The sequence below is a fragment of the Martinezella calliandrae genome (assembly GCF_030272695.1).
GTDB lineage: Bacteria > Pseudomonadota > Alphaproteobacteria > Rhizobiales > Rhizobiaceae > Rhizobium > Rhizobium calliandrae.
In genome coordinates this window covers 98,234-117,187 of the sequence record NZ_JARFYN010000016.1, presented here as the reverse complement: position 1 = coordinate 117,187, position 18,954 = coordinate 98,234, and the positions used below count along the sequence as shown (strand labels likewise).

Annotated in this window: 16 protein-coding genes; 8 read left to right on the top strand and 8 right to left on the bottom strand. The window is 61.7% G+C overall.

The features are described from left to right. Positions 1-4: 4 nt before the first annotated feature. Together PY650_RS14665 and PY650_RS14660 are read right to left on the bottom strand one after the other, a co-directional pair. Positions 5-1,183 (bottom strand): LLM class flavin-dependent oxidoreductase, encoded by a 1,179-nt coding sequence (locus PY650_RS14665; protein ID WP_285880037.1) that lies wholly within the window; start codon positions 1,181-1,183, stop codon positions 5-7. 43 nt (positions 1,184-1,226) lie between these two features. Next, positions 1,227-2,831 (bottom strand): ABC transporter substrate-binding protein, encoded by a 1,605-nt coding sequence (locus PY650_RS14660; protein ID WP_285880036.1) that lies wholly within the window; start codon positions 2,829-2,831, stop codon positions 1,227-1,229. 287 nt (positions 2,832-3,118) lie between these two features. Here PY650_RS14660 and PY650_RS14655 point away from each other — a divergent pair, with 287 nt between their 5' ends. The 7 genes from PY650_RS14655 (at position 3,119) to PY650_RS14625 (ending at position 10,824) form a co-directional block, all read left to right on the top strand. Then, positions 3,119-4,108, top strand: coding sequence for an ABC transporter permease (locus PY650_RS14655; RefSeq protein WP_285880035.1), 990 nt, complete (start codon positions 3,119-3,121; stop codon positions 4,106-4,108). Then, positions 4,105-5,106 carry an ABC transporter permease gene (locus PY650_RS14650; RefSeq protein ID WP_285880034.1) on the top strand — a complete coding sequence of 334 codons (1,002 nt, stop codon included), beginning with the start codon at positions 4,105-4,107 and terminating at the stop codon, positions 5,104-5,106. Before PY650_RS14655 ends, PY650_RS14650 begins: the two co-directional genes overlap by 4 nt. Next, positions 5,106-6,101, top strand: coding sequence for an ABC transporter ATP-binding protein (locus tag PY650_RS14645; protein WP_285880032.1), 996 nt, complete (start codon positions 5,106-5,108; stop codon positions 6,099-6,101). Before PY650_RS14650 ends, PY650_RS14645 begins: the two co-directional genes overlap by 1 nt. Next, positions 6,079-7,014 (top strand): ABC transporter ATP-binding protein, encoded by a 936-nt coding sequence (locus PY650_RS14640; RefSeq protein ID WP_285880031.1) that lies wholly within the window; start codon positions 6,079-6,081, stop codon positions 7,012-7,014. Before PY650_RS14645 ends, PY650_RS14640 begins: the two co-directional genes overlap by 23 nt. Positions 7,015-7,029: 15 nt before the next feature. After that, positions 7,030-8,088 carry an aldo/keto reductase gene (locus PY650_RS14635; protein WP_285880030.1) on the top strand — a complete coding sequence of 353 codons (1,059 nt, stop codon included), beginning with the start codon at positions 7,030-7,032 and terminating at the stop codon, positions 8,086-8,088. Positions 8,089-8,162: 74 nt separating this feature from the next. Then, positions 8,163-9,398, top strand: coding sequence for an acyl-CoA dehydrogenase family protein (locus PY650_RS14630; RefSeq protein ID WP_285880029.1), 1,236 nt, complete (start codon positions 8,163-8,165; stop codon positions 9,396-9,398). 7 nt (positions 9,399-9,405) lie between these two features. Further along, complete coding sequence (locus tag PY650_RS14625; RefSeq protein WP_285880027.1) at positions 9,406-10,824, top strand: FAD/NAD(P)-binding protein; 1,419 nt, start codon at positions 9,406-9,408, stop codon at positions 10,822-10,824. A 62-nt stretch (positions 10,825-10,886) separates the two neighbouring features. Here the strand turns inward: PY650_RS14625 and PY650_RS14620 are convergent, their stop codons facing one another. After that, positions 10,887-12,506, bottom strand: coding sequence for an ABC transporter substrate-binding protein (locus PY650_RS14620; RefSeq protein ID WP_285880026.1), 1,620 nt, complete (start codon positions 12,504-12,506; stop codon positions 10,887-10,889). A gap of 297 nt (positions 12,507-12,803) precedes the next feature. Between PY650_RS14620 and PY650_RS14615 the strand changes: the two genes are divergently transcribed. Further along, positions 12,804-13,808, top strand: coding sequence for a LysR substrate-binding domain-containing protein (locus tag PY650_RS14615; RefSeq protein ID WP_285880025.1), 1,005 nt, complete (start codon positions 12,804-12,806; stop codon positions 13,806-13,808). 11 nt (positions 13,809-13,819) lie between these two features. Here PY650_RS14615 and PY650_RS14610 read toward each other — a convergent pair whose 3' ends face one another. Genes PY650_RS14610 through PY650_RS14590 form a run of 5 tightly spaced genes read right to left on the bottom strand, consistent with a single transcriptional unit; the run spans position 13,820 to position 18,952 of the window. Next, positions 13,820-14,668, bottom strand: a complete 849-nt coding sequence (locus tag PY650_RS14610; protein WP_285880023.1) for an NADPH-dependent oxidoreductase — start codon at positions 14,666-14,668, stop codon at positions 13,820-13,822. A gap of 13 nt (positions 14,669-14,681) precedes the next feature. Then, a complete protein-coding gene (locus tag PY650_RS14605; protein ID WP_285880022.1) occupies positions 14,682-16,010 on the bottom strand; it encodes an LLM class flavin-dependent oxidoreductase in 1,329 nt (442 codons plus the stop codon). Then, positions 16,007-17,230, bottom strand: coding sequence for an acyl-CoA dehydrogenase family protein (locus tag PY650_RS14600; RefSeq protein ID WP_285880021.1), 1,224 nt, complete (start codon positions 17,228-17,230; stop codon positions 16,007-16,009). The genes PY650_RS14605 and PY650_RS14600 overlap by 4 nt, the downstream gene beginning before the upstream one ends. A 13-nt stretch (positions 17,231-17,243) precedes the next feature. Then, positions 17,244-17,585 (bottom strand): DUF3088 domain-containing protein, encoded by a 342-nt coding sequence (locus PY650_RS14595; RefSeq protein WP_285880020.1) that lies wholly within the window; start codon positions 17,583-17,585, stop codon positions 17,244-17,246. 11 nt (positions 17,586-17,596) lie between these two features. Next, positions 17,597-18,952 carry an LLM class flavin-dependent oxidoreductase gene (locus PY650_RS14590; RefSeq protein WP_285880019.1) on the bottom strand — a complete coding sequence of 452 codons (1,356 nt, stop codon included), beginning with the start codon at positions 18,950-18,952 and terminating at the stop codon, positions 17,597-17,599. Positions 18,953-18,954 lie beyond the last annotated feature (2 nt).

The window sequence follows — 18,954 nt, the reverse complement described above, 5'->3', positions numbered from 1 at the left end:
CCTTTCAGTTGCGCAGGCCGGCCTGCTTCATCAGCGGCAGCACGTCGCTGCCGAAGAATTCCAGGTCGTCGCGGAAATCGAAGAAGCTGAGCTGCAGGCCGTCGACGCCGGCGGCCTTGAGCTTGACGAATTGATCGACCACCTGTTCCGGCGAGCCGATGACGCGGATGTTGCCGCCGATGAAACGATAGGGATCACCGGGATCGCGGCCCTTCCAGGCATGCGCGTCGGAATTCAGCGACTGAAAGCCCTGCGGCGAGCGCTGGTCGGCGTGGGCGACGATCCGGTCCGCCAGCTCCCAGGCCTCTTTCTCCGTCGGCCGGCAGATGACCATCGGGTTCAGCAAGGTGCGAACCGTGCGGCCCACATTCGTGGCGGCGTCCTTGACGCGTTTGGTATGGGCGGGCAGTGAGGCCAGCGCGCTAGCGATGTCGGCGCCGGTCGGGCTGGTGATGAAGACGATGTCCGAATAGCGGCCGGCAAAGGCGATGCCGGCATCGGAGCCGGTGGCGTTGACTAGGATCGGCCGGCCGAAATTCGGCTTCGGCGTCACGTAGCCGCCGCCAAGTTTCCAACTGCTTTCGCCCTCGTAGGAGAAATTCTCCGTGTCGTTCCAGAGACGTTGGACGACTTCGAGAAATTCCGCCGCCAGTTCGTAGCGCTTGTCGTGTTCGATGCGCGGCCAGCCGAACATCTCGTGCTCGACGGCGCGATGACCGGTGACCACATTGATGCCCCAGCGGCCACCGGTGATATGGTCGAGCGTGGCGCCGAACTTCGCAAGATGCAGGGGATGCCACGGTCCATAGAGCACATGCATAGTCGAGATCAGCATGATCTTCTTCGTCAAGCCCGCCAAAGCTGCCGTCGAGACGAAACTATCCAGCGCCTGGCCGTCGAACACCCCGCCGTAGCCGCCTTTGGGCAACCATTGCGACAGAGCAAAGACCAGATCGAAGCCCAGCTCCTCGGCCCGCAGCGTCAGCGCCTTGTTGTAATCGAAGCGCCAATCGGTCGAGCGTTCCAGCGTCGATTGCGTCCATCCGCCGGCCTGGATGGGAAGGAAGAGGCCGAGCAGCACCGGCTGCCTAAGCGCCTGCGACAGCGGACTGTCGGGAAAGTCAGTCGGGCCGATGAATTTCGGCAAGCCCACGATGGAGCCGGGAAGATGTTGAATGGACATGGGTGTCCCCTTGCGTCTCGATGGTTCGGACTTGGCGGCAGCGTCAGGCCGCGGTGACGTAGGCATAGGCGAGGCTGCCGGAGATGCCTTCGCCGCCGCGCGTGTGATCGGCGATGCGCTTGTTGTAGATCGTCAATTCCGGCTGGCTGGCGACGTCGATCGCCGGTAAGTCCTCGACCAAGATCTCCTGGATCTGCCGCCATTGATCGACGCGCTTCTGCGGATCGATCTCGACTGCGGCGGCTTCGAGCAGCGCGTCCACTTTGGAATTGCTGTAGGCCGCGCCGTTCGAGAAGGGTACGCCCGGCTTAAAGTTCTTGCTCCAGTAGAGGCGCTGAACGCCGACCGTCGGATCAAAGAGATTGCTCATGCCTTCGAAGGCGAAATCGAAATCGCGGTCGGTATAGATGCGCTTGGTATAGGTTGCGAAATCCTGGCTGCGGACGGTCGCGTCGACACCGACCTTGGCAAGCGCCTGTCTAATGTAATCCGACCCGCGGCTGTAGGTCTCGCCGCTCGGGACATAGTCGAGATTGATGCGGAAGCGGATGCCGTCCGAGCCGCGCGGATGGCCGGCGTCGTCGAGCAGCTTTTCGGCAGCCGCAAGATCGATCGGATAGGTCTTGAGATCGGGCACGTACCACCTGGTCAGGTTCGGGTTGATCGGACCCGAGATGGCCTCGCCGTAGCCGTAGTTGATGGTGTTCTTGATGACCTTGCGGTCGATCACATGTGCGAATGCCTGGCGGACGCGAATATCCTTGAACAGCGGCCGCTCCAGATTGAATTCGATGCGGCTGACGCCGTTGGAATATTGATAGCCGCGTGAATCGAAGGCGAGGTTCGGCAGGCTCTTGAAGCGCTCCAAATCGCTGAAGGGCACCGGCGTTGATGGCGCTAGGTCGATCTCGCCGGTCTCGATGGCGATCGAGCGCGCCGCTGCGTCCGGAATGAAGCGGACGATCAACTGGTCGAGATAGGGCCGCGGCTGATCCCAGTAATCCGGATTGCGCTCGTAGACGATGTGGCTGCCGCGCACCCATTCCTTGAACTTGAAGGGGCCGGTTCCGATCGGCGACAGATTAGCCGGGTTTTCCGCCACCTTCGTGCCTTCATAGATATGACGCGGAACGATCGGCGTCTCGGAAGCGGCAAGCGCGGTAATCAGGTAGGGCGCCGGCTTCGACAGTTTCAGGATTGCCGTCAGTGCGTCCGGTGTTTCGATGTCGACGAGATTAAGGAAGGTGTTGCGGCCACGCGGATGCACGTCCTTGATCGTGTTGATGGAGAAGGCGACATCGGCAGAAGAAAATGGCTTTCCGTCGTGCCACTTCACACCGTCGCGCAGCTTGAATGTATAGGTGAGGCCGTCGCTGCTGACGGACCACTCCTTGGCGAGCAGCGGTTGCGGATTGAGATCGAAGTCATAGGTCAGCAGGCCTTCGGTCGTCTTCGGCGATACGTAGACAGAATTGAAGGCAGTATGGGCGATCGTTGTCAGCACGGGCGGTTCGGCGGCAAGCAGTAGCGTCGCCGTGCCGCCCCGGACGGGTTCGGCAAAGGCTTGCAGCCGACCCGCCATGGTCACGCCGAGCGCGGCGGACGCAAGCAGAAAGCCGCGGCGGGTGGTTTCGGGGAAAATGGTCATCTGCGTCTGGCCTCATGTGTCTGCGGGCCGAATTCCGTGTGGGGCGGCCCCTGGGGTTTTATCTTCCCGCCGAAGCGGTCCTGGTAGAGTTTTTTGCCTGTGCTGATTGGCAGTATAAAATTTTATTCTCGTAAACATGCGACAGTTGAGAAACTAGTGCAAAAAATCTGCAATTTTCGGCTGGTTTTGGAAATATTTACCGATATGGATTTGACAAAACCCACAGATTTAGTCAACTACTATTGCAATGCGGTAGCAACAAATCTGCGGTCCGCAAAGGAGCGGCGATGTCAGCATACAAGCGGATGGGGCGGACGATACGCCGAACCGTCATTCAGGCGGTGCCGACGGTTCTCGGCATCGTGATCCTGAATTTCTTCCTGCTCAAGCTGGCGCCGGGCGACGCTGCCGATGTCATGGCGGCGGAATCGGGCTCGGCGACGGTCGAGACGATGACGGCGCTGCGCGAGCGTTTCGGTCTCGACAATCCAATCCTCGTCCAGCTAGGAAACTACCTGAACAATCTCGCCCATTTCAGTCTCGGCTTTTCGCCGCGCTACGGCATGCCGGTCGCCGATCTCATCGGGCAGCGCCTGCCAGGAACCCTGGTCCTGATGCTTGCCGCCCTGGTCATCGCGATCACCGTCGGCCTGGTCCTGGGATCGCTGATGGCGACTTTTGCCGGCCGCCTGCCGGATCGGCTGATTTCCATCGTCTCGCTGCTCTTCTATTCGATCCCGGGTTTCTGGATCGGTCTGATGCTGATCCTGCTGTTTTCGGTAAAGCTCGGCTGGCTGCCGAGCGGCGGCGACAGCACGATCGGATCGCGGCTGACCGGCTTGCCCTCGCTTCTGGACCGTGCGCGCTACATGGTGCTGCCGGCCATATCGCTGGCACTGTTCTATCTCGCGATCTATGCGCGGCTGACGCGCGCTTCCATGCTGGAAGTCAAATCGCAAGATTTCGTCCGCACGGCCCGCGCCAAGGGCGTTTCCCCCTTTGTCCTGACGACGCGGCACGTGCTTCGCAACGCGCTGATTCCGATCACCACCATGGCCGGCATGCATTTCGGCGGCATGCTCGGCGGCGCAGTCGTGGTGGAGACGGTCTATAGCTGGCCCGGTCTCGGCCGCCTAGCTTTCGAAGCCGTGATGGCCCGCGACTTCAGCGTCCTGCTCGGCATCCTGTTGCTGTCGTCCTTTCTGGTGATTGTCGCCAATGCCGCGGTCGATCTCCTGCAAGCCTGGATCGACCCAAGAATTGGAGCAAGCCGATGAACGCCCCGAAAGTTGGAACCTACCGCGGCGCGCGGATTGAATTCGCCGCCGAGGCGGCGGCCAAGGCGAAGCCCGCAGCGTCGCCCGCGCAACCGCGCTGGACACATATCCATGCACCGGACGCGCGCACCGTTTCGGCGCCGGGCACACGCTGGCAGGGCCGGCGGCGCGAGCTGAAGATATTCCTTTCCAATCCCAATGCGCTTTTCGGGCTCGCCTTCCTGGCGCTCATCGTCCTCGCGGCATTGCTCGCGCCGGTCTTCTATCCCGGTGACCCGATGGAGATGGTGGCGCGGCCCTTCTTATGGCCGGGCCAGGATTGGGCCTATCCGCTCGGAACCGATTCAATGGGTCGCGATGTGCTCGCCGGCATTCTGCACGGTGCGCGCATCTCCCTGACCGTCGGTATAGCCGCGACGCTTCTCGGGCTTGGCGCCGGCATCACCATCGGTGCGCTCGCCGGCTATTTCGGCGGGCTGGTCGACGATCTCCTCGTCAAATTCATCGAAATCTTCCAGACGATACCGAGCTTCGTGCTGCTCGTCGTGCTTGTCGCGATCGCCCAGCCGTCGGTCACGACCGTGACATTTGCCATCGCCATCGTTAGCTGGCCGACGGTTGCCCGGCTGACGCGCGCCGAGTTCCGCGCCATTCGCGAGAAGGATTATGTTTTGGCCGCCCGAAGCCTCGGCTTCGGTCACGGGCGCATCATCTTCCTTGAGATCCTGCCGAACGCGCTGCCGCCGTTGATCGTCACCTCGTCGGTCATGGTGGCGAGCGCGATCCTGATGGAGTCAGCGCTTTCCTTCATGGGACTCGGCGATCCCAACCATATCTCCTGGGGATCGATGATCGGCACCGGCCGCGATGCCATCCGCACCGCCTGGTATCTGACCGCGCTGCCCGGTCTCGCCATCGTCTTCACCGTTCTTGCGCTCAATCTGATCGGCGACGGTCTTAACGATGCGCTCAATCCGCGTTTTTCGGAGGAGCGGTAATGACGGAACTTCTCGATATCCGGAATTTTTCCGTTCGTTTCTCCGCCGCCGAACCCGTCAAAGGCGTGAGCTTCACCGCCGCGCCGGGCGAGATGCTGGCGATCGTCGGTGAATCCGGTTCCGGCAAATCGCTCACCGCCCTGGGTCTCATGCGGCTCTTGCCTGCTCACGCAAAAGCCGGCGGTGAAATCCTGTTCGACGGGCGCAATCTTTTGGCGCTTGCCGAGAGCGAGATGCGGCGGATCCGCGGCCGGGACATCGCAATGATCTTCCAGGAGCCGATGACCTCGCTCAATCCGGTGTTGACGATCGGCGATCAGATCATCGAGGTGCTGCGCACCCACGAGAATCTGAGCCGCAAGCAGGCCCGCGCCCGTGCGATCGAGCTGCTCGATCTCGTCAGCATTCCCGAAGCTGCAAGGCGCGTGGACGACTATCCGCACCAGCTTTCCGGCGGCATGCGCCAGCGCGTCATGATCGCGATCGCCGTTGCCTGCAATCCGAAGCTTCTGATCGCCGATGAGGCGACAACTGCGCTCGACGTCACGATCCAGGCCCAGGTGCTGCAATTGCTCGACCGGCTGCGCAGCCAGCTAAACATGGCGGTAATCCTCATCACGCACGATCTCGGCATCGTCGCTCAATGGGCTGATCGGGTCGTTGTCATGTATGCCGGCCGCAAGGTCGAGCAGGGGCTGCCCGATGCCGTCTTCGAGACGCCTTATCACCCCTACACGCAGGGCTTGCTTTCGGCATCGCCACGGCTGAAGGCGGATTATCACTACCGCGACGGACCGTTATCGGAAATCCCCGGTTCGATCGTCTCCGCTGCCGGCGAAAAGGGATGCCCGTTCCGGCCGCGCTGTCCGGTCGCGCGAGCCGCCTGCGGGGCCTCCGTGCCGCCGCTTCTCAGCCTTTCCGCCGGACGCGAGGTTGCCTGCCCCTATGTTCCAGCCATTGCGGAGGCGTCCCATGCCGCTTCTCTCGGTCGATAGGCTTTCGACACACTACCCGGCGGCCGAGGGTACGGTACGCGCCGTGGATGACGTTTCCCTCGAAATCGGCGAGGGCGAGACGGTTGCGCTCGTGGGAGAGTCCGGTTGCGGCAAATCCACGCTCGGGAAATCGCTGATGCGGTTGGTTGCCCCCTCTGCGGGCCGTGTGACCTTCAGGGGCCGCGATGTCTCGGCGATGTCGGGCAGGGAGCTACAGGCGATCCGCCGGCGCATCCAGATGATTTTCCAGGATCCGTTCGCCTCGCTTAACCCACGCCAGACAATCCGCACGATCCTGACGGCGCCGCTTGCAGTGCACGGCATCGGCGACCGCCGGCGCCGCGATGCGATCGCGGCGGCGATGGTCGAACATGTCGGTCTTCCGGCCGATGCGCTCGAGCGCTATCCGCACGAATTCTCCGGCGGCCAGCGCCAGCGCATCGGCATCGCCCGCGCCTTGATCCTGCAGCCGGAGCTCGTCATCTGCGATGAGCCCGTATCGGCGCTGGACTTGTCGATCCAGGCGCAGATCCTCAATCTTCTCGTCGAGATGAAGACGGAACTGTCGCTTTCCTATCTCTTCATCTCGCACGACCTTTCGGTCGTGCGTTATTTCGCCGACCGTGTGCTGGTCATGTATCTCGGCCGCATCGTCGAGAGCGCATCGACGAGCGACCTTTGGGTCGGGGCGAAACATCCCTACACGCAGGCGCTGCTCGCCGCCGTTCCGGATCCAACCAGACGCAAGCAGGCCGCGCCGATCAACGGCGATCTTCCGAGCCCGCACAATCCACCGACCGGCTGTCGTTTCCACACACGCTGTCCACTCGCCACCGATATCTGCCGGACTGAAAACCCGGCGTTGCGCCAATTCGGCAGCGACCATGCGGTTGCCTGCCATCACGCCCAATAGAAATGGAGAATGCCAATGGTCGATTACCGCTATCTCGGACGCAGCGCACTTAAGGTGTCGCCGCTCAGCTTGGGAACGATGATGTTCGGCGGGCCGACGCCGGATGATGTCGCCTTCCGCATCATCGACAAGGCGCGCGAACAGGGGATCAATTTCATCGACACAGCCGATGTCTACCATGACGGCAAATCGGAAGAGGTGGTCGGCCGTGGCATCAAGGCGCATCGCGATCACTGGGTCGTCGCCACGAAATTCGTCAACTCGCACAAAAAAGGCCCGAACCTTGGCGGCCATTCGCGCAAGTGGGTGATCGAGACCGTCGAAAATTCGCTACGGCGCCTCAACACCGACTACATCGACATCCTCTATTTCCACCGCGCCGTCTTCGACGCGCCGCTGGAGGAGCCTGTGCGCGCCATCGCCGATCTCATCCGCGCCGGCAAGCTTCGCTATTTCGGCGTCTCGAATTTCCGCGGCTGGCGTATTGCGGAAATCTCGCATCTTGCCGATCAGCTCGGTATCGACCGCCCTGTGGCGAGCCAGCCGCTCTACAATATCGTCAATCGCACGGCGGAAGCCGAACAGCTCCCAGCCGCCTACCACTACGGGCTTGGCGTCGTCTCCTATTCGCCGCTGGCGCGGGGCGTGCTGACCGGCAAATATGAACCCGGCCAGGCACCGGCCGCCGACACCCGGGCCGGCCGCGGCGACAAGCGTATCCTCGAAACCGAATGGCGGCCGGAATCGATCACGATCGCCAAGGAGATCGCAGCCCATGCCGCGCGCAAGGGCGTAACACCGACCGAGTTCGCGATCGCCTGGGTGCTGAACAATAAACTGATTTCCGCCGCCATTACCGGGCCGCGCACCGAGGAGCACTGGGACAGCTACGTCCGCGCCCTCGACGTAAAGATAGACGCCGAGGATGAGGCCATGGTCGACCGGCTGGTCGCGACAGGACACCCGTCGACGCCGGGCTTCAACGATCCAAGCCATCCGGTCGAGGGCCGGGTGCCGCGCGGCCCAGCCGGCACAGACGACAACGTCGTACCGCTTGCGCGCGCCGTCGCCTGATCGACCCCCACCGGTCGGGGCTGCGGTGATCGCAAGCCCCGCCCTCTGTTTTCCTGGTGCCGAAGGGGCTCCTCATGCCGAACGCCGTTTCCTCTGTCCCATCAGCCATTCCAACAGCCGATGATCTCGCCGTCCTGCTGGCCAAGGTCCCCGACCTGGTAGTGGAAATCGGCAGGGATGCCGCCAAGCGCGATCTCGAGCGCGAGCTACCGTTCGAAGCCTTCCGGCTGTTCAAGGAAGCCGGCCTCGGTGCGCTGCGTATTCCCGTCGCTCTCGGGGGCCCCGGCGGCTCGGTGGTGGACTATATTGAGATGATCATGGCGATCGGCGCAGCCGATTCCAATGTCGCCCATGCCCTTCGAAGCCATTTCAATTTCACCGAGGGATTGCTGCTCAATTCCAACACGGCCATCGACCGCACGCAGCTCAGCCGCGTGTTATCCGGCAAACTCTTCGGCGGCGCGCATACTGAACAGAGCACGAAACGGCCGGGCGAGGTGACGACGCGGCTGACGAAAGTTGGCGACAGCTACCGCCTCAACGGCCGCAAATGGTATGCCACGGGCACGGCCTTTGCCGATTTCGCTTCCTTCAGCGCCAAGAATGACGAGGACCAACTCGTCAGCGTGCTCTTTCCCGTCGATCGCAAGGGCGTCACGATCCTGGATGACTGGGACGGCATGGGCCAGCGCCTGACGGCAAGCGGCGGTGTGCTCCTCAACGATGTCGAGGTCCTGCCGCATGAAATCTCCACGAGAGGCTTGAACACGCTTGTCGGCCGTCATACGTCGACACTGCGGCAATTGCATCTCGCTGCCTCGATGGCAGGCGCCGTCAGGGGGGTTTTGGCCGAGGGCACCGATTACGTCCGCAGGCAGGCGCGTTCGGCAGCCCACAGTGCGGCCGAAACCGCAAATGCCGATCCCTTTGTGCAGAAGATCTTGGGCGAGATCGCGGCCGGCTCCTTCGCGGTCGATACGCTCATCCGCGAGAGCGCGCATACGCTCGATCGGACGGTCGAAGCCTTTGCGGCCGATAATCCGGACAGATTGGAGGCGGCACTGGTTGAAAGCGCGCTGACGACGGCCCGTACGCAGATCGTCACCTCGCAGCTTGCCCTTGCGGCGGCAACCAACGTGTTTGAACTGGGGGGCGGATCGGCTACGTCTCGGCATCTGAACCTCGATCGCCACTGGCGCAACATCCGAACGGTCCTCAACCACAATCCGCTGCTGCACAAGGCGAGGGTCGTCGGCGATTACTACATCAATGGCACGACGACGCATCTCGAAGAAGGCAAGGTCTTCTGAGGGACGCATGCAGATCGATTATTTCTCGAAACATTCGATCATCATCATCGGCGGCGGCTTCGCCGGCGCGCTGACGGCGCTCAAATTGCTCGATCGCACCGAAGTGCCGCTCTCGATCACAGTTATAGAACCGCGCGCGGAACTGGGGCGTGGCGTTGCCTATAGCACGACCGAAGCCGTCCATCTGGTCAACGGCGCCGCCAATACTTTTTCCCTTTATCCAGAGGATCCAGAGCATTTGGCGCGCTGGCTCGCGACGAATGGCCAGGCTTACGGTTGGCAACTGCCGGCGGATATCGGCGCCAGCAGCCCGCCGCGCTATCTCTTTGGAACCTACGTTCGGGACGAATTGAACGGGGCTATCGCCAAGGCACGGCACGGATCCACCGTGCGTCACCTTCGATCCTCCGCAACCGAGCTCGTCTCGGCTCCCCACCGAATCCGGGTCACCGCTGCCGACGGCACAATCATTGACGCGGAAGAAGCTGTTCTCGCGCTCGGTGTCTTTCAAGCACAACTTTCTCCACAGGAAGCATCCATCGCAGGCCATCCGGGCTTTGCCGACACGCCATGGAATTCCGCGGCGCTCGACCGGCTTGTGGGAGCAGAAAATATCCTGCTGATTGGCTCGAGCCTGTCGATGGTGGATGCCATTGCCAGCATGGAGGCACGTGGGTTTCGCGGCAACTACCAAGTGATATCGCGCCGGGGCCAATTCGTCGAAGGGCGCAGGACTGTGGAAGCGGCGCGCGATCTCTTCGCGGATCGGCCGCTTCCGACGACGGCACGGTCGCTGCTGTCCACCGTCAAGGCCGAGCGCCGGGCCATTGCCGCGGCCGGCGGTGACTGGCAGGGGCTCCCGCTGGCATTGCGGTCGTACGTCCTGCCGCTGTGGCAGAATGCCAGCGACCGCGAGCGGCTACGTTTTGCCCGCCACCTACGTCCTTTCTGGGACGTGACAGCGCATCGCGCAGCGCCTGAGAGCTATCGAACGGTCGCGGAAGTAATAGCCGCAGGCCGCCTCTTGCAGCGGCCTGCGAGATTGGCGGGATTGTCGGTCAAGGGTGCCAGGATCGCGGCGACCTTAAAGGTCCGCTCGGGTGTCGAGCGGATTTCTTTCGACGGCGTCATCGATTGCAGGGGGCATCAACTGCATGACTGGCGGCGAATTTCCGATCCGTTCGTCAAGAGCCTGGTTGCAAGCGGCGAGGTGCGGCCGCACCCCACGAGTTTCGGCATCGATGCGACGCCGGAAGGGGATGTGATCTCGGAAGAGGGCTTCATCCACCGCAACTTGAGCGCCATCGGCCATCCGCTACGTGGCGTTGCCTGGGAATCAAGCTCGATCAGCGAGCAACGCACACAGGCGATCGCGCTTGCCGATCGCATTCTGGCCAAGATCACCCCCGCTAGAGCTGCGTCTTGACCTGGTCTGAAACGAAAGAGGGCGCACCCACGATGCGCCCTCGCTTCAGGCTTCGGCCGCTCTCAGCCATCGCCTTCCTTGATATAGACCTCGGCGAAGTTCGCCTGCACACCCTCGGCGCCGATCGTATGGTTCTTCACCCGCTTGTTGAAGACGGTGACATTCTCCAGCGCGATCAGATTCACTACCGGGACCTCGTCGGCAATGATCTTCTGGAAGTCATTGAATTCTTGTCTGCGCTTTGCGTCGTCGATTTCCACCGAGGCCGCCTCCAGCAGGCGGTCGACTTCCGGATTCGCATAGTGGCTGGCATTGGAAAAGGGTAGGCCGATCTTGAAGTTCTTCGACCAGTAGATGCGCTGCACGCCGAGCGTCGGATCGAACTGGTTTCCGAGATATTCGGCCGTCACGTCGAAAGCGCGCTCGGTATAGACCTTCTGAATATAAGTCGAAAAATCATAGGAATCGATCGTTGCGTCGATGCCGATGCGCGTGAGATTCTGTTTGAGATATTCGGCGACGCGCTTGAAGCCTTCATTGTAGGAATTGTGCGTCAGGCGCAGCCGGAAACGGATGCCGTTTGCCCCGCGCTTGTATCCGGCCTCGTCGAGCAACTGTTCGGCGGCTTTCATATCGAAGGTATAGGGCTTGATCGACGGGTCGACGTAGTGCGGCAGAAATACGCTGATCGGGGTCGGCGAGATATGGCCGTAGCCGTACCAGACGGTGTTCAGGATAACGTTCAGATCGATCGTGTGGGCGATGGCGCGCCGCACGCGGACATCCTTCAGATATTCGTTGTCGAGATTGAAGATGAGCTGCGTCTGGTCGCCCTTCGTCGCGTAGCCGCGCGGCTCGATACCGATATTCGGCAGCGCCTTGATACGCTCCAGATCGGCAAGCGGGATCGGATTGTCGCCGCCGAGATCGAATTCCCCGGTTTCGAAGCCTGCTGCGCGGGCAGCACCATCGGGCACGAAACGCACCACGATCTGGTCGAGATAGGGTTTGCCCGCGTCCCAATAGTCCGGATTGCGTTCGAGGATGATATGCGAGCCGCGCACCCACTCCTTGAAGATGAAGGGACCGGTGCCGATCGGCGCGCTGCCGTTCTGGTTGGTCGGCACATCGGCGATCTTGGTGTTCTCGTAGACATGCTTCGGCACGATCGGAGATTCGGCAGCATAGAGCGCGGTCAGAAGATAGGGAGCCGGTTTGGAAAGGCGGAAGACCGCCGTCAGCGGGTCCGGTGTCTCGACGGCCGTCACATTGGCGAACGTTCCGCGGCCGCGCGGATGGACTTGCTTCAACAGCTCGATGGAATAGGCAACGTCGGCCGATGTGAACGATTTGCCATCATGCCATTTGACGTTCGGGCGAAGCCTGAACGTATAAGTGAGGCCGTCCTCGCTGACGGACCATTCGGTCGCGAGCTGCGGCTGTGGCTTCAGGTCAAAGTCATAGGCCAGCAGCCCCTCGGTGATTTTCGGACTGACCTTCTGCGTGCCGCCGGCGGTATGCGCCAGCGCCAGGATCGTCGGAGGCTCGGGCTCGACGATGAAATTGAGCGTGCCGCCCCTCGGCGGCTTTTCCTCGGCGGCGAGAGCGCCCATCGACGGCATGAGGACACTGGCAGTCGACAGTAGCAGCAGTTGATTGAATTGACGGCGGTTGACGCCCATCTGACTATTCCTCGCTAAAGATATGATCGCGGCATCTGTTTGGGCGCATATCTTCAGATCGAAGCCGGCAAATTCGAAAGAATGTTTTTCTCCTCCTATTCGAAAGAAAAGCTTCTCGAGGAGGCCGAGGTCGGCTTCGAGGCAGGGCGATAATCCAGTAAAAATATAGACTACTGCGCAGTCTTAGTTTTTGCTTCCTCTTGAAGGGCTTGCGGGGAAGAAAAAGTCTCCGTCGTTTCGGACAAACGCAAAGCATGTTCTCGTCTTGGCCGGCAGGATTGTGTTGCAATCGCAGCTATGAGCACAGTTGCCAGCACCCGGAAAAAATCCATTCAGCCGACCTTGGCGCGGCTGCCGCCGTTGACGTCGCTGCGCGCCTTCGTCGCAACGGCGCGGCATCTGAATTTCATCCGTGCGGCCGAGGAGTTGCACGTGACCTCGGCTGCGGTCGGGCAACAGATTCGCCTGCTCGAGGATTATCTCGGCCAACCGCTTTTCCACCGCGCACGGGGGCATCTTCAGCTCACCTCCGCCGGCCTGGCGCTGGTGCCCGGCCTGACGGATGCCTTCGATGCCGTCCTCGCCACCATGGCGCAATTTGCAGCCAGCGATCACGATTTGCCGATCCGTGTGTCCGTGGCGCCCTCCTTCGCCAGCAAATGGTTGATACCCCGGCTGGACGGCCTGCGGCGTGCAGCGCCGGGATTGCAGGTTCTGGTCGACGCGTCCACACAACTGACCGACCTCAACGCCGGTGAAGCCGATTGCGTCATCCGCTACGGCAGCGGCGCCTATCCGGGCCTTGCGGTGGATCATCTGTTCTCCGAAGCCGTCTTGCCGATCTGCAGTCCCGAATTTGCCGACCGCCATTCGCTCTGGGGCGGGCCTCAATTTATGGAGGACGTGACCTTGCTACACGAGGAAGGCGCAGAATACGACCATTCCTGCCCGGACTGGAATGCTTGGCTCAGGGCAGAGGGGCTTTCCTACCGGCTCTCGCAAGGCGGCATTCGGCTCAACCAATCATCTCTGGTGATCGACGCTGCGCTGGCCGGGCAAGGGCTCGGTCTCGGCAAGGTCCGGCTGGCGGAAGCCGAGCTCAGGACGGGCCGGCTTGTCAGCCCCTTCGGTGCGCCACAGCCCGTCAACTTCTCCTATTTCTTTGCGACGACCGTACCTAAGGCACGCTTGATGCGGGTCGACCTCTTCCGCAACTGGCTCCAGGCGGAAGCGAAGGCTTTGCAAGCGATCGACGACATATCGCGCCGGAGCATACGTCCAGGCCTCATTGCGGCCGAATAGGCAGTTCGTCTCTATCTTAACTTGAATCCCAATTTTCGGGCGACCGCTCCGAGGACATGGCGTCCCTTCAAGGACTCGACGGTGCCGATGCGGTTCTTCACCTGTTCGGTCCAATCGATGCGCGGCATGGATTGTTCTGCCTGAAAGCTTCGCAGCGCAGTATTATAGTCTCGGATGTCGTCCGATCGCAGCTGCGTGTCGTAGCGCTCCCGGTGCAATATGGTCGTCTGCGGCAATCTCGGCTTGACGTCGGCCGGCGCGGCCGGGTCGGGATAGCCGACCGTCAGGCCGAACACCGGAAAGACGCCGTCCGGCAATTCCAGTTCACGAGCGACCGTCTCCGGATCGTTGCGGAGCGCGCCGATGTAGCAACTCCCGAGCCCATACGACTCCAATGCGACGACGGCATTCTGCGCGGCAAGCGCGGCGTCGATGACACCAAGGAGGAAGCTTTCGACAAAGTCCAGCCCCTCCGCGGTGGCGCCTTGCTCCGTTGCGATCTTGCGGGGCCGGGAGAGGTCGGCGAGCCAAACCAGAAGCAGAGGTGCCTGCGTGATTTGCCTCTGTACGCCGGCAACCGCATTCAACCTGTTCCTGCGCGCTTCATCTTCGACCGCAACGACGCTCCAGGCCTGCAGGTTAGAAGAACTCGGCGCGGATTGGGCCGCGGCGATTGCGAGCTGAAGCACACTTTCCGGCACCGGTTTCGGCAGATAGCCGCGCACGCTGCGGTGAGACAGGAGCGTGTCCAGTGTCTCGTTCCAATCACCCGTGAGCTTCTGGGTATTGCGGTAACGCGCGGCGGCAAGAGTAGCCAGGCGATCGTCCGCGTCTTTGGCGGCAGCGGCGGAGGGTGTCATCGCATTTTTTCCTTCATTCGGCGGCAACGGCATAGGGGTTGGCAGGGCGGGCAAGGCCAAGGTGATCCCGCAACGTGCGGCCGGTATAATCCTGGCGGAAAAGACCGCGGCGGCGAAGGATTGGCACGACCTCGTCGACGAACACCTCCAGCCCCTGCGGCAGGACATCCGGCATCAGGTTGAAGCCGTCCGCAGCACCCGCGCGGAACCATGTTTCGATATCGTCGGCAACGGCCTCTGGCGTGCCGATGATGGTGCGATGACCGGTTCCGCCGTTGAGCGCCCGGATGAGACCGCGCACCGTCAAGCCTTCGCGTCGGGCAAGTGCGAAGGTTGCTTGAAAGAAGGTGTGTCCGCCGTCGGCCGGCAGCGGGATATCGTCCGGCAGAGGCTCGTCGAGCTTCAGCTGTTTCGGGTCGATCTGCAGCACGCCGGACAATCGCGCAAGACTGTATTCCAGCGGAATGAGTTCGCGCAGCTCTTCCTGCCGCCGTTTGGCTTCCGCTTCCGTGCTGCCGATGATGGTGGCAAGCCCGGCAAGCACCAGCAGGCTGTCCGGCGCGCGGCCGAAGCGAGCTCCCCGTCCTCTGAGATCGTCGGCATAGGCGAGCGCCTCCTCGAAGGATTGAGAGGCCGAGAAGACGGCTTCAGCGTGCTCGGCCGCAAGCTCGCGCCCATCGTCGGAACCGCCGGCCTGAACGAGGACCGGATGGCCCTGCGGCGGGCGCGGGACATTGTGCGGGCCATGGACGGAAAAATACTTTCCGCGATGGGCGATCGCATGCACCCGAGCCGGATCGACAAAGCGGCCGGTGGCGACGTCGCCGATGAAGGCCTCTTCTTCCCAACTGTCCCACAGTGCTTTCACGACCGTTGTGAATTCGGCTGCCCGCTCGTAACGGCTCTTGTGGGCGACCGGCTTTTCAAGACCGAAGTTCCGGCTCTGCGAAAGATCGGCGCTGGTCACGATATTCCAGCCGACCCGGCCGCCACTCGCATGATCAAGCGTCGCGAAACGGCGGGCAATATTATAGGGCTCGTTATAGGTGGTCGATGCTGTGGCGATCAGGCCGATGCGATCCGTGTGGGCGGCGACGGTTGCCAGCACGATCGTTGGTTCCAGCGATGTTAAAGGCCGGAAATCGACGCGATCCGATATAGCTGCCTGATCGGCGAGGAAGATCGCGTCGAACGTGCCGCGCTCGGCGATACGCGCCACGTTGATGTAGTGATTGATATCGAAGGAAGCGCGGGGATCGCTCCCCTCCATCCGCCACGCCGCCGGCGAGAAGCCGGAATGCAGGATGTTGATGTTGAGGTGAAGCTGCCGTTTCGCGCTCATTGGAAGATCCCCGGTTCGGGAAATTCTCCCGTCAGGAACCAGGTTCCGACGTTGCGGGTCTTGTATTCGGCGGGGTTGTGAAGCGTGTGGATGCGGACATTGCGCCAGAAGCGGTCGAAACCATACGACCTGACGGCGGATCGAGCACCCATGACCTCGAAGATTTCGCTGGTCACTTCCAGGGCGACACGGCCTGCCAGCACATTGGCGGAAGCGACGGCAATTGCCGTCTTGCCTCGGTCCTCAGCCGTCAGATCCCGTCCCTTGGCATAGGCGGCGTCAAGGGCCGCCAGCGCCCTGTCGGCAAGCGCCGTTGCCGCCTGCACCTTGATCCAAAGCTCGCCATATTGCCGTTTGATCCAGGGATCGTCCTGATGGCGTTCGACGCCGGAATAGATCCAGGGCCGCGATTTGCTGATGGTATAGTCGCGCGCCGCGATCAAGGCACCCTGGGCGCTGCCGATGAAGACGTTGAGCAGCACACTTTGCTGCTGCATTGGCGTCAGCAGAGCGATCGGATCGCGCGGCCGCTCCGGCAATATCTCGTCGGCATGAATCTTCACATCCTTGTAGAAAACCCTGCCACTGCCTGTCTGCCTCTGGCCGATGCCGTCCCAGTCATTGGCGATGGTGATGCCCTCGCGGCTCGGGGGGATATAGGCGACGCTGCGTATGTTCGTCTCCTCGTCTTCCCAGGCAACCATCAGGTAATCGGCGACATGCGAGCCGGAGGCAAACGGCCGAAAACCATTGAGGACCACACCGCCGTCTGGTTCACGCCTGCCGAAGAGGCTTTTCGAAAAGCTGTTGCTCGTATTCCCCCAAAACCACCGCCCGGCGGCGGAGCGGCGCAGGATATCCTGCGAGCGGGCATCGGAGCCTGCGGTAACGGCATTCTGCAACGGCCCAAAATGATAGCCGTAGAGGTGCCCGAGCGATCCATCCACCTTGGCGAATTCCCGGACGATCCGCATCGCCGTCGAATAGCGTTCGCCGATGCCGCCGAATTCCTTGGGGATCAGCAGGTTGACCAGGCCGCTTTCTTTCATGAGCCTGATCTGTTCTTCAGGCCTGCCGCCTAGTTGATCCCGCTCGACGGCATCCCGGGCGAAGATCTCACGCAGCTCGGCGGCCTTGGCGAGATGAGGGTTCGTCGTATCCGGCTCGAAAAGGGTTGGCGACGGTAAGGGCGGTTCGAAGGGGGCAGGTTTTACGGTCATCGTTTCCTACCCTTCACTTGTGGAGATGCGGAAAGCCGTGGCGCTCGGCGAGCAGCTCGAAGATGCGATCCGTGGTATTGATGAAGCGCGTATCGTTCCAGCTCTTCGCGTCAGGCGGTGCATCGCCGGCGAGAACGAGGACTGGCAGGGATTGGTTCTCCTCGCCGACGGCATCGATTACCTTTTGGCGTGGACGGGCGAAGGGTACGCGCTCGATATCGATGGCCGATGCAAGCTGCGAGAAGCTGGCGAGCAGGCCCTCGATCGCATTGCAGTAGGGGCACACGAAGGTAGTGCCGGGATGTTTCGGGTCTGAAAACCCCGGCGAAATCAGGAACAATTTATCACGCGCCATCGATCTTCTCCTTATTCTGCGGCGACCGCATTGCCTGCGGAAAAACGGTTGGGCGGACGCTTCAATCCGAGATTTTCACGCAGCGTCGACCCTTCATATTCGTGGCGGAACAGGCTGCGGCGGCGCAGTTCCGGCACAACGAGGTTGATGAAATCGGCAAGTCCACCCGGCATGATCGGCGCCATGATGTTGAAGCCGTCGGCACCGTAATTTTCGAACCGCTCTTCCATCACGTCGGCGATTTGTGACGGCGTGCCGACGACCTGCCAATGGCCGCGCGCGCCGGCGATGCGCAGATAGAGCTGACGGATGGTTAGATTTTCGCGGCGGGCGAGATCGAGTACCAGTTCCTGACGGCTTTTTCCTGCATTTGTAACGGGTGGGTTAAGCGGCACCGGACCATCGAGCGGATAGGACCGCAGATCGACACCGCTCAACTGCGATAAGAGGTTGAGGCCGACTTCCGGTTGGATCAGCTCCTGCAGTGCCTCGAATTTGTCTTGCGCCTCCGCCTCGCTTCGCCCGACCACCGGGAAGATGCCGGGTAGGATCTTCAGATCGTCGGGCGAACGGCCGTATTTACCGAGCCGTCCCTTGACATCGGCATAGAAAGCCTTCGCCTCATCGAGGGTGATCTGTGCGGCGAAAATCGCTTCGGCCGTACGCGCAGCAAGCTCCTTGCCAGACTCCGACGCACCGGCCTGCACCAGAACCGGGCGGCCCTGCGGCGAGCGTGGAATATTCAGCGGCCCGCGAACCTTGAAATGATGTCCCTGGTGGTCCAGCCGGTGCATTTTTTCAGGATCGAAATAACGGCCGTTTTCGCGGTCGCGGATAAAGGCGTCATCTTCCCAACTATCCCAGAGGCCGAGCACGACGTCAGCGAATTCTTCAGCGCGGTCGTATCGGTCGCCATGCAGAATCTGCGCGTCGTGGCCGAAATTATAGGCGGCATCGGGATCGGACGAGGTGACCAGGTTCCAGCCGGCGCGCCCGCCGCTCAATCGGTCGAGCGACGCGAATTGGCGGGCGAGGTTATAAGGATCGGAGTAGCTGGTGGAAGCCGTTGCGATGAGGCCGACTTTCTTGGTGACGCTTGAAAGGGCCGAAAGCAGGGTGATCGGCTCGAACGGATAGATCCCGTTGTGCGCCTTGCGGCTCGCCGCATCGACATCCTTCAGTCGCGCCGCCACGCCGTCGGCAAAGAAAATCGTATCGAATTTCGCAGCCTCCGCGAGCTTGGCAAGCTCAAGATAGTTTTCGAATTCGGTGCCGACCGATGCCTGCGGGTGCCGCCAGGCTGCGACATGATGGCCTGTGAACAGCAGAAAAGCGCCGAGTTTGATCTGATCCTTGCGTCTTGCCACGG

Bases quoted from the DNA above. Each gene is read 5' to 3' on its own strand.
- PY650_RS14635 (WP_285880030.1), top strand. From the start codon at position 7,030: ATGGTCGATTACCGCTATCTCGGACGCAGCGCACTTAAGGTGTCGCCG.
- PY650_RS14625 (WP_285880027.1), top strand. From the start codon at position 9,406: ATGCAGATCGATTATTTCTCGAAACATTCGATCATCATCATCGGCGGC.
- PY650_RS14665 (WP_285880037.1), bottom strand. From the start codon at position 1,183: ATGTCCATTCAACATCTTCCCGGCTCCATCGTGGGCTTGCCGAAATTC.
- PY650_RS14645 (WP_285880032.1), top strand. From the start codon at position 5,106: ATGACGGAACTTCTCGATATCCGGAATTTTTCCGTTCGTTTCTCCGCC.
- PY650_RS14655 (WP_285880035.1), top strand. From the start codon at position 3,119: ATGTCAGCATACAAGCGGATGGGGCGGACGATACGCCGAACCGTCATT.
- PY650_RS14605 (WP_285880022.1), bottom strand. From the start codon at position 16,010: ATGAGCGCGAAACGGCAGCTTCACCTCAACATCAACATCCTGCATTCC.
- PY650_RS14600 (WP_285880021.1), bottom strand. From the start codon at position 17,230: ATGACCGTAAAACCTGCCCCCTTCGAACCGCCCTTACCGTCGCCAACC.
- PY650_RS14630 (WP_285880029.1), top strand. From the start codon at position 8,163: ATGCCGAACGCCGTTTCCTCTGTCCCATCAGCCATTCCAACAGCCGAT.
- PY650_RS14620 (WP_285880026.1), bottom strand. From the start codon at position 12,506: ATGGGCGTCAACCGCCGTCAATTCAATCAACTGCTGCTACTGTCGACT.
- PY650_RS14595 (WP_285880020.1), bottom strand. From the start codon at position 17,585: ATGGCGCGTGATAAATTGTTCCTGATTTCGCCGGGGTTTTCAGACCCG.
- PY650_RS14610 (WP_285880023.1), bottom strand. From the start codon at position 14,668: ATGACACCCTCCGCCGCTGCCGCCAAAGACGCGGACGATCGCCTGGCT.
- PY650_RS14615 (WP_285880025.1), top strand. From the start codon at position 12,804: ATGAGCACAGTTGCCAGCACCCGGAAAAAATCCATTCAGCCGACCTTG.
- PY650_RS14650 (WP_285880034.1), top strand. From the start codon at position 4,105: ATGAACGCCCCGAAAGTTGGAACCTACCGCGGCGCGCGGATTGAATTC.
- PY650_RS14660 (WP_285880036.1), bottom strand. From the start codon at position 2,831: ATGACCATTTTCCCCGAAACCACCCGCCGCGGCTTTCTGCTTGCGTCC.
- PY650_RS14640 (WP_285880031.1), top strand. From the start codon at position 6,079: ATGCCGCTTCTCTCGGTCGATAGGCTTTCGACACACTACCCGGCGGCC.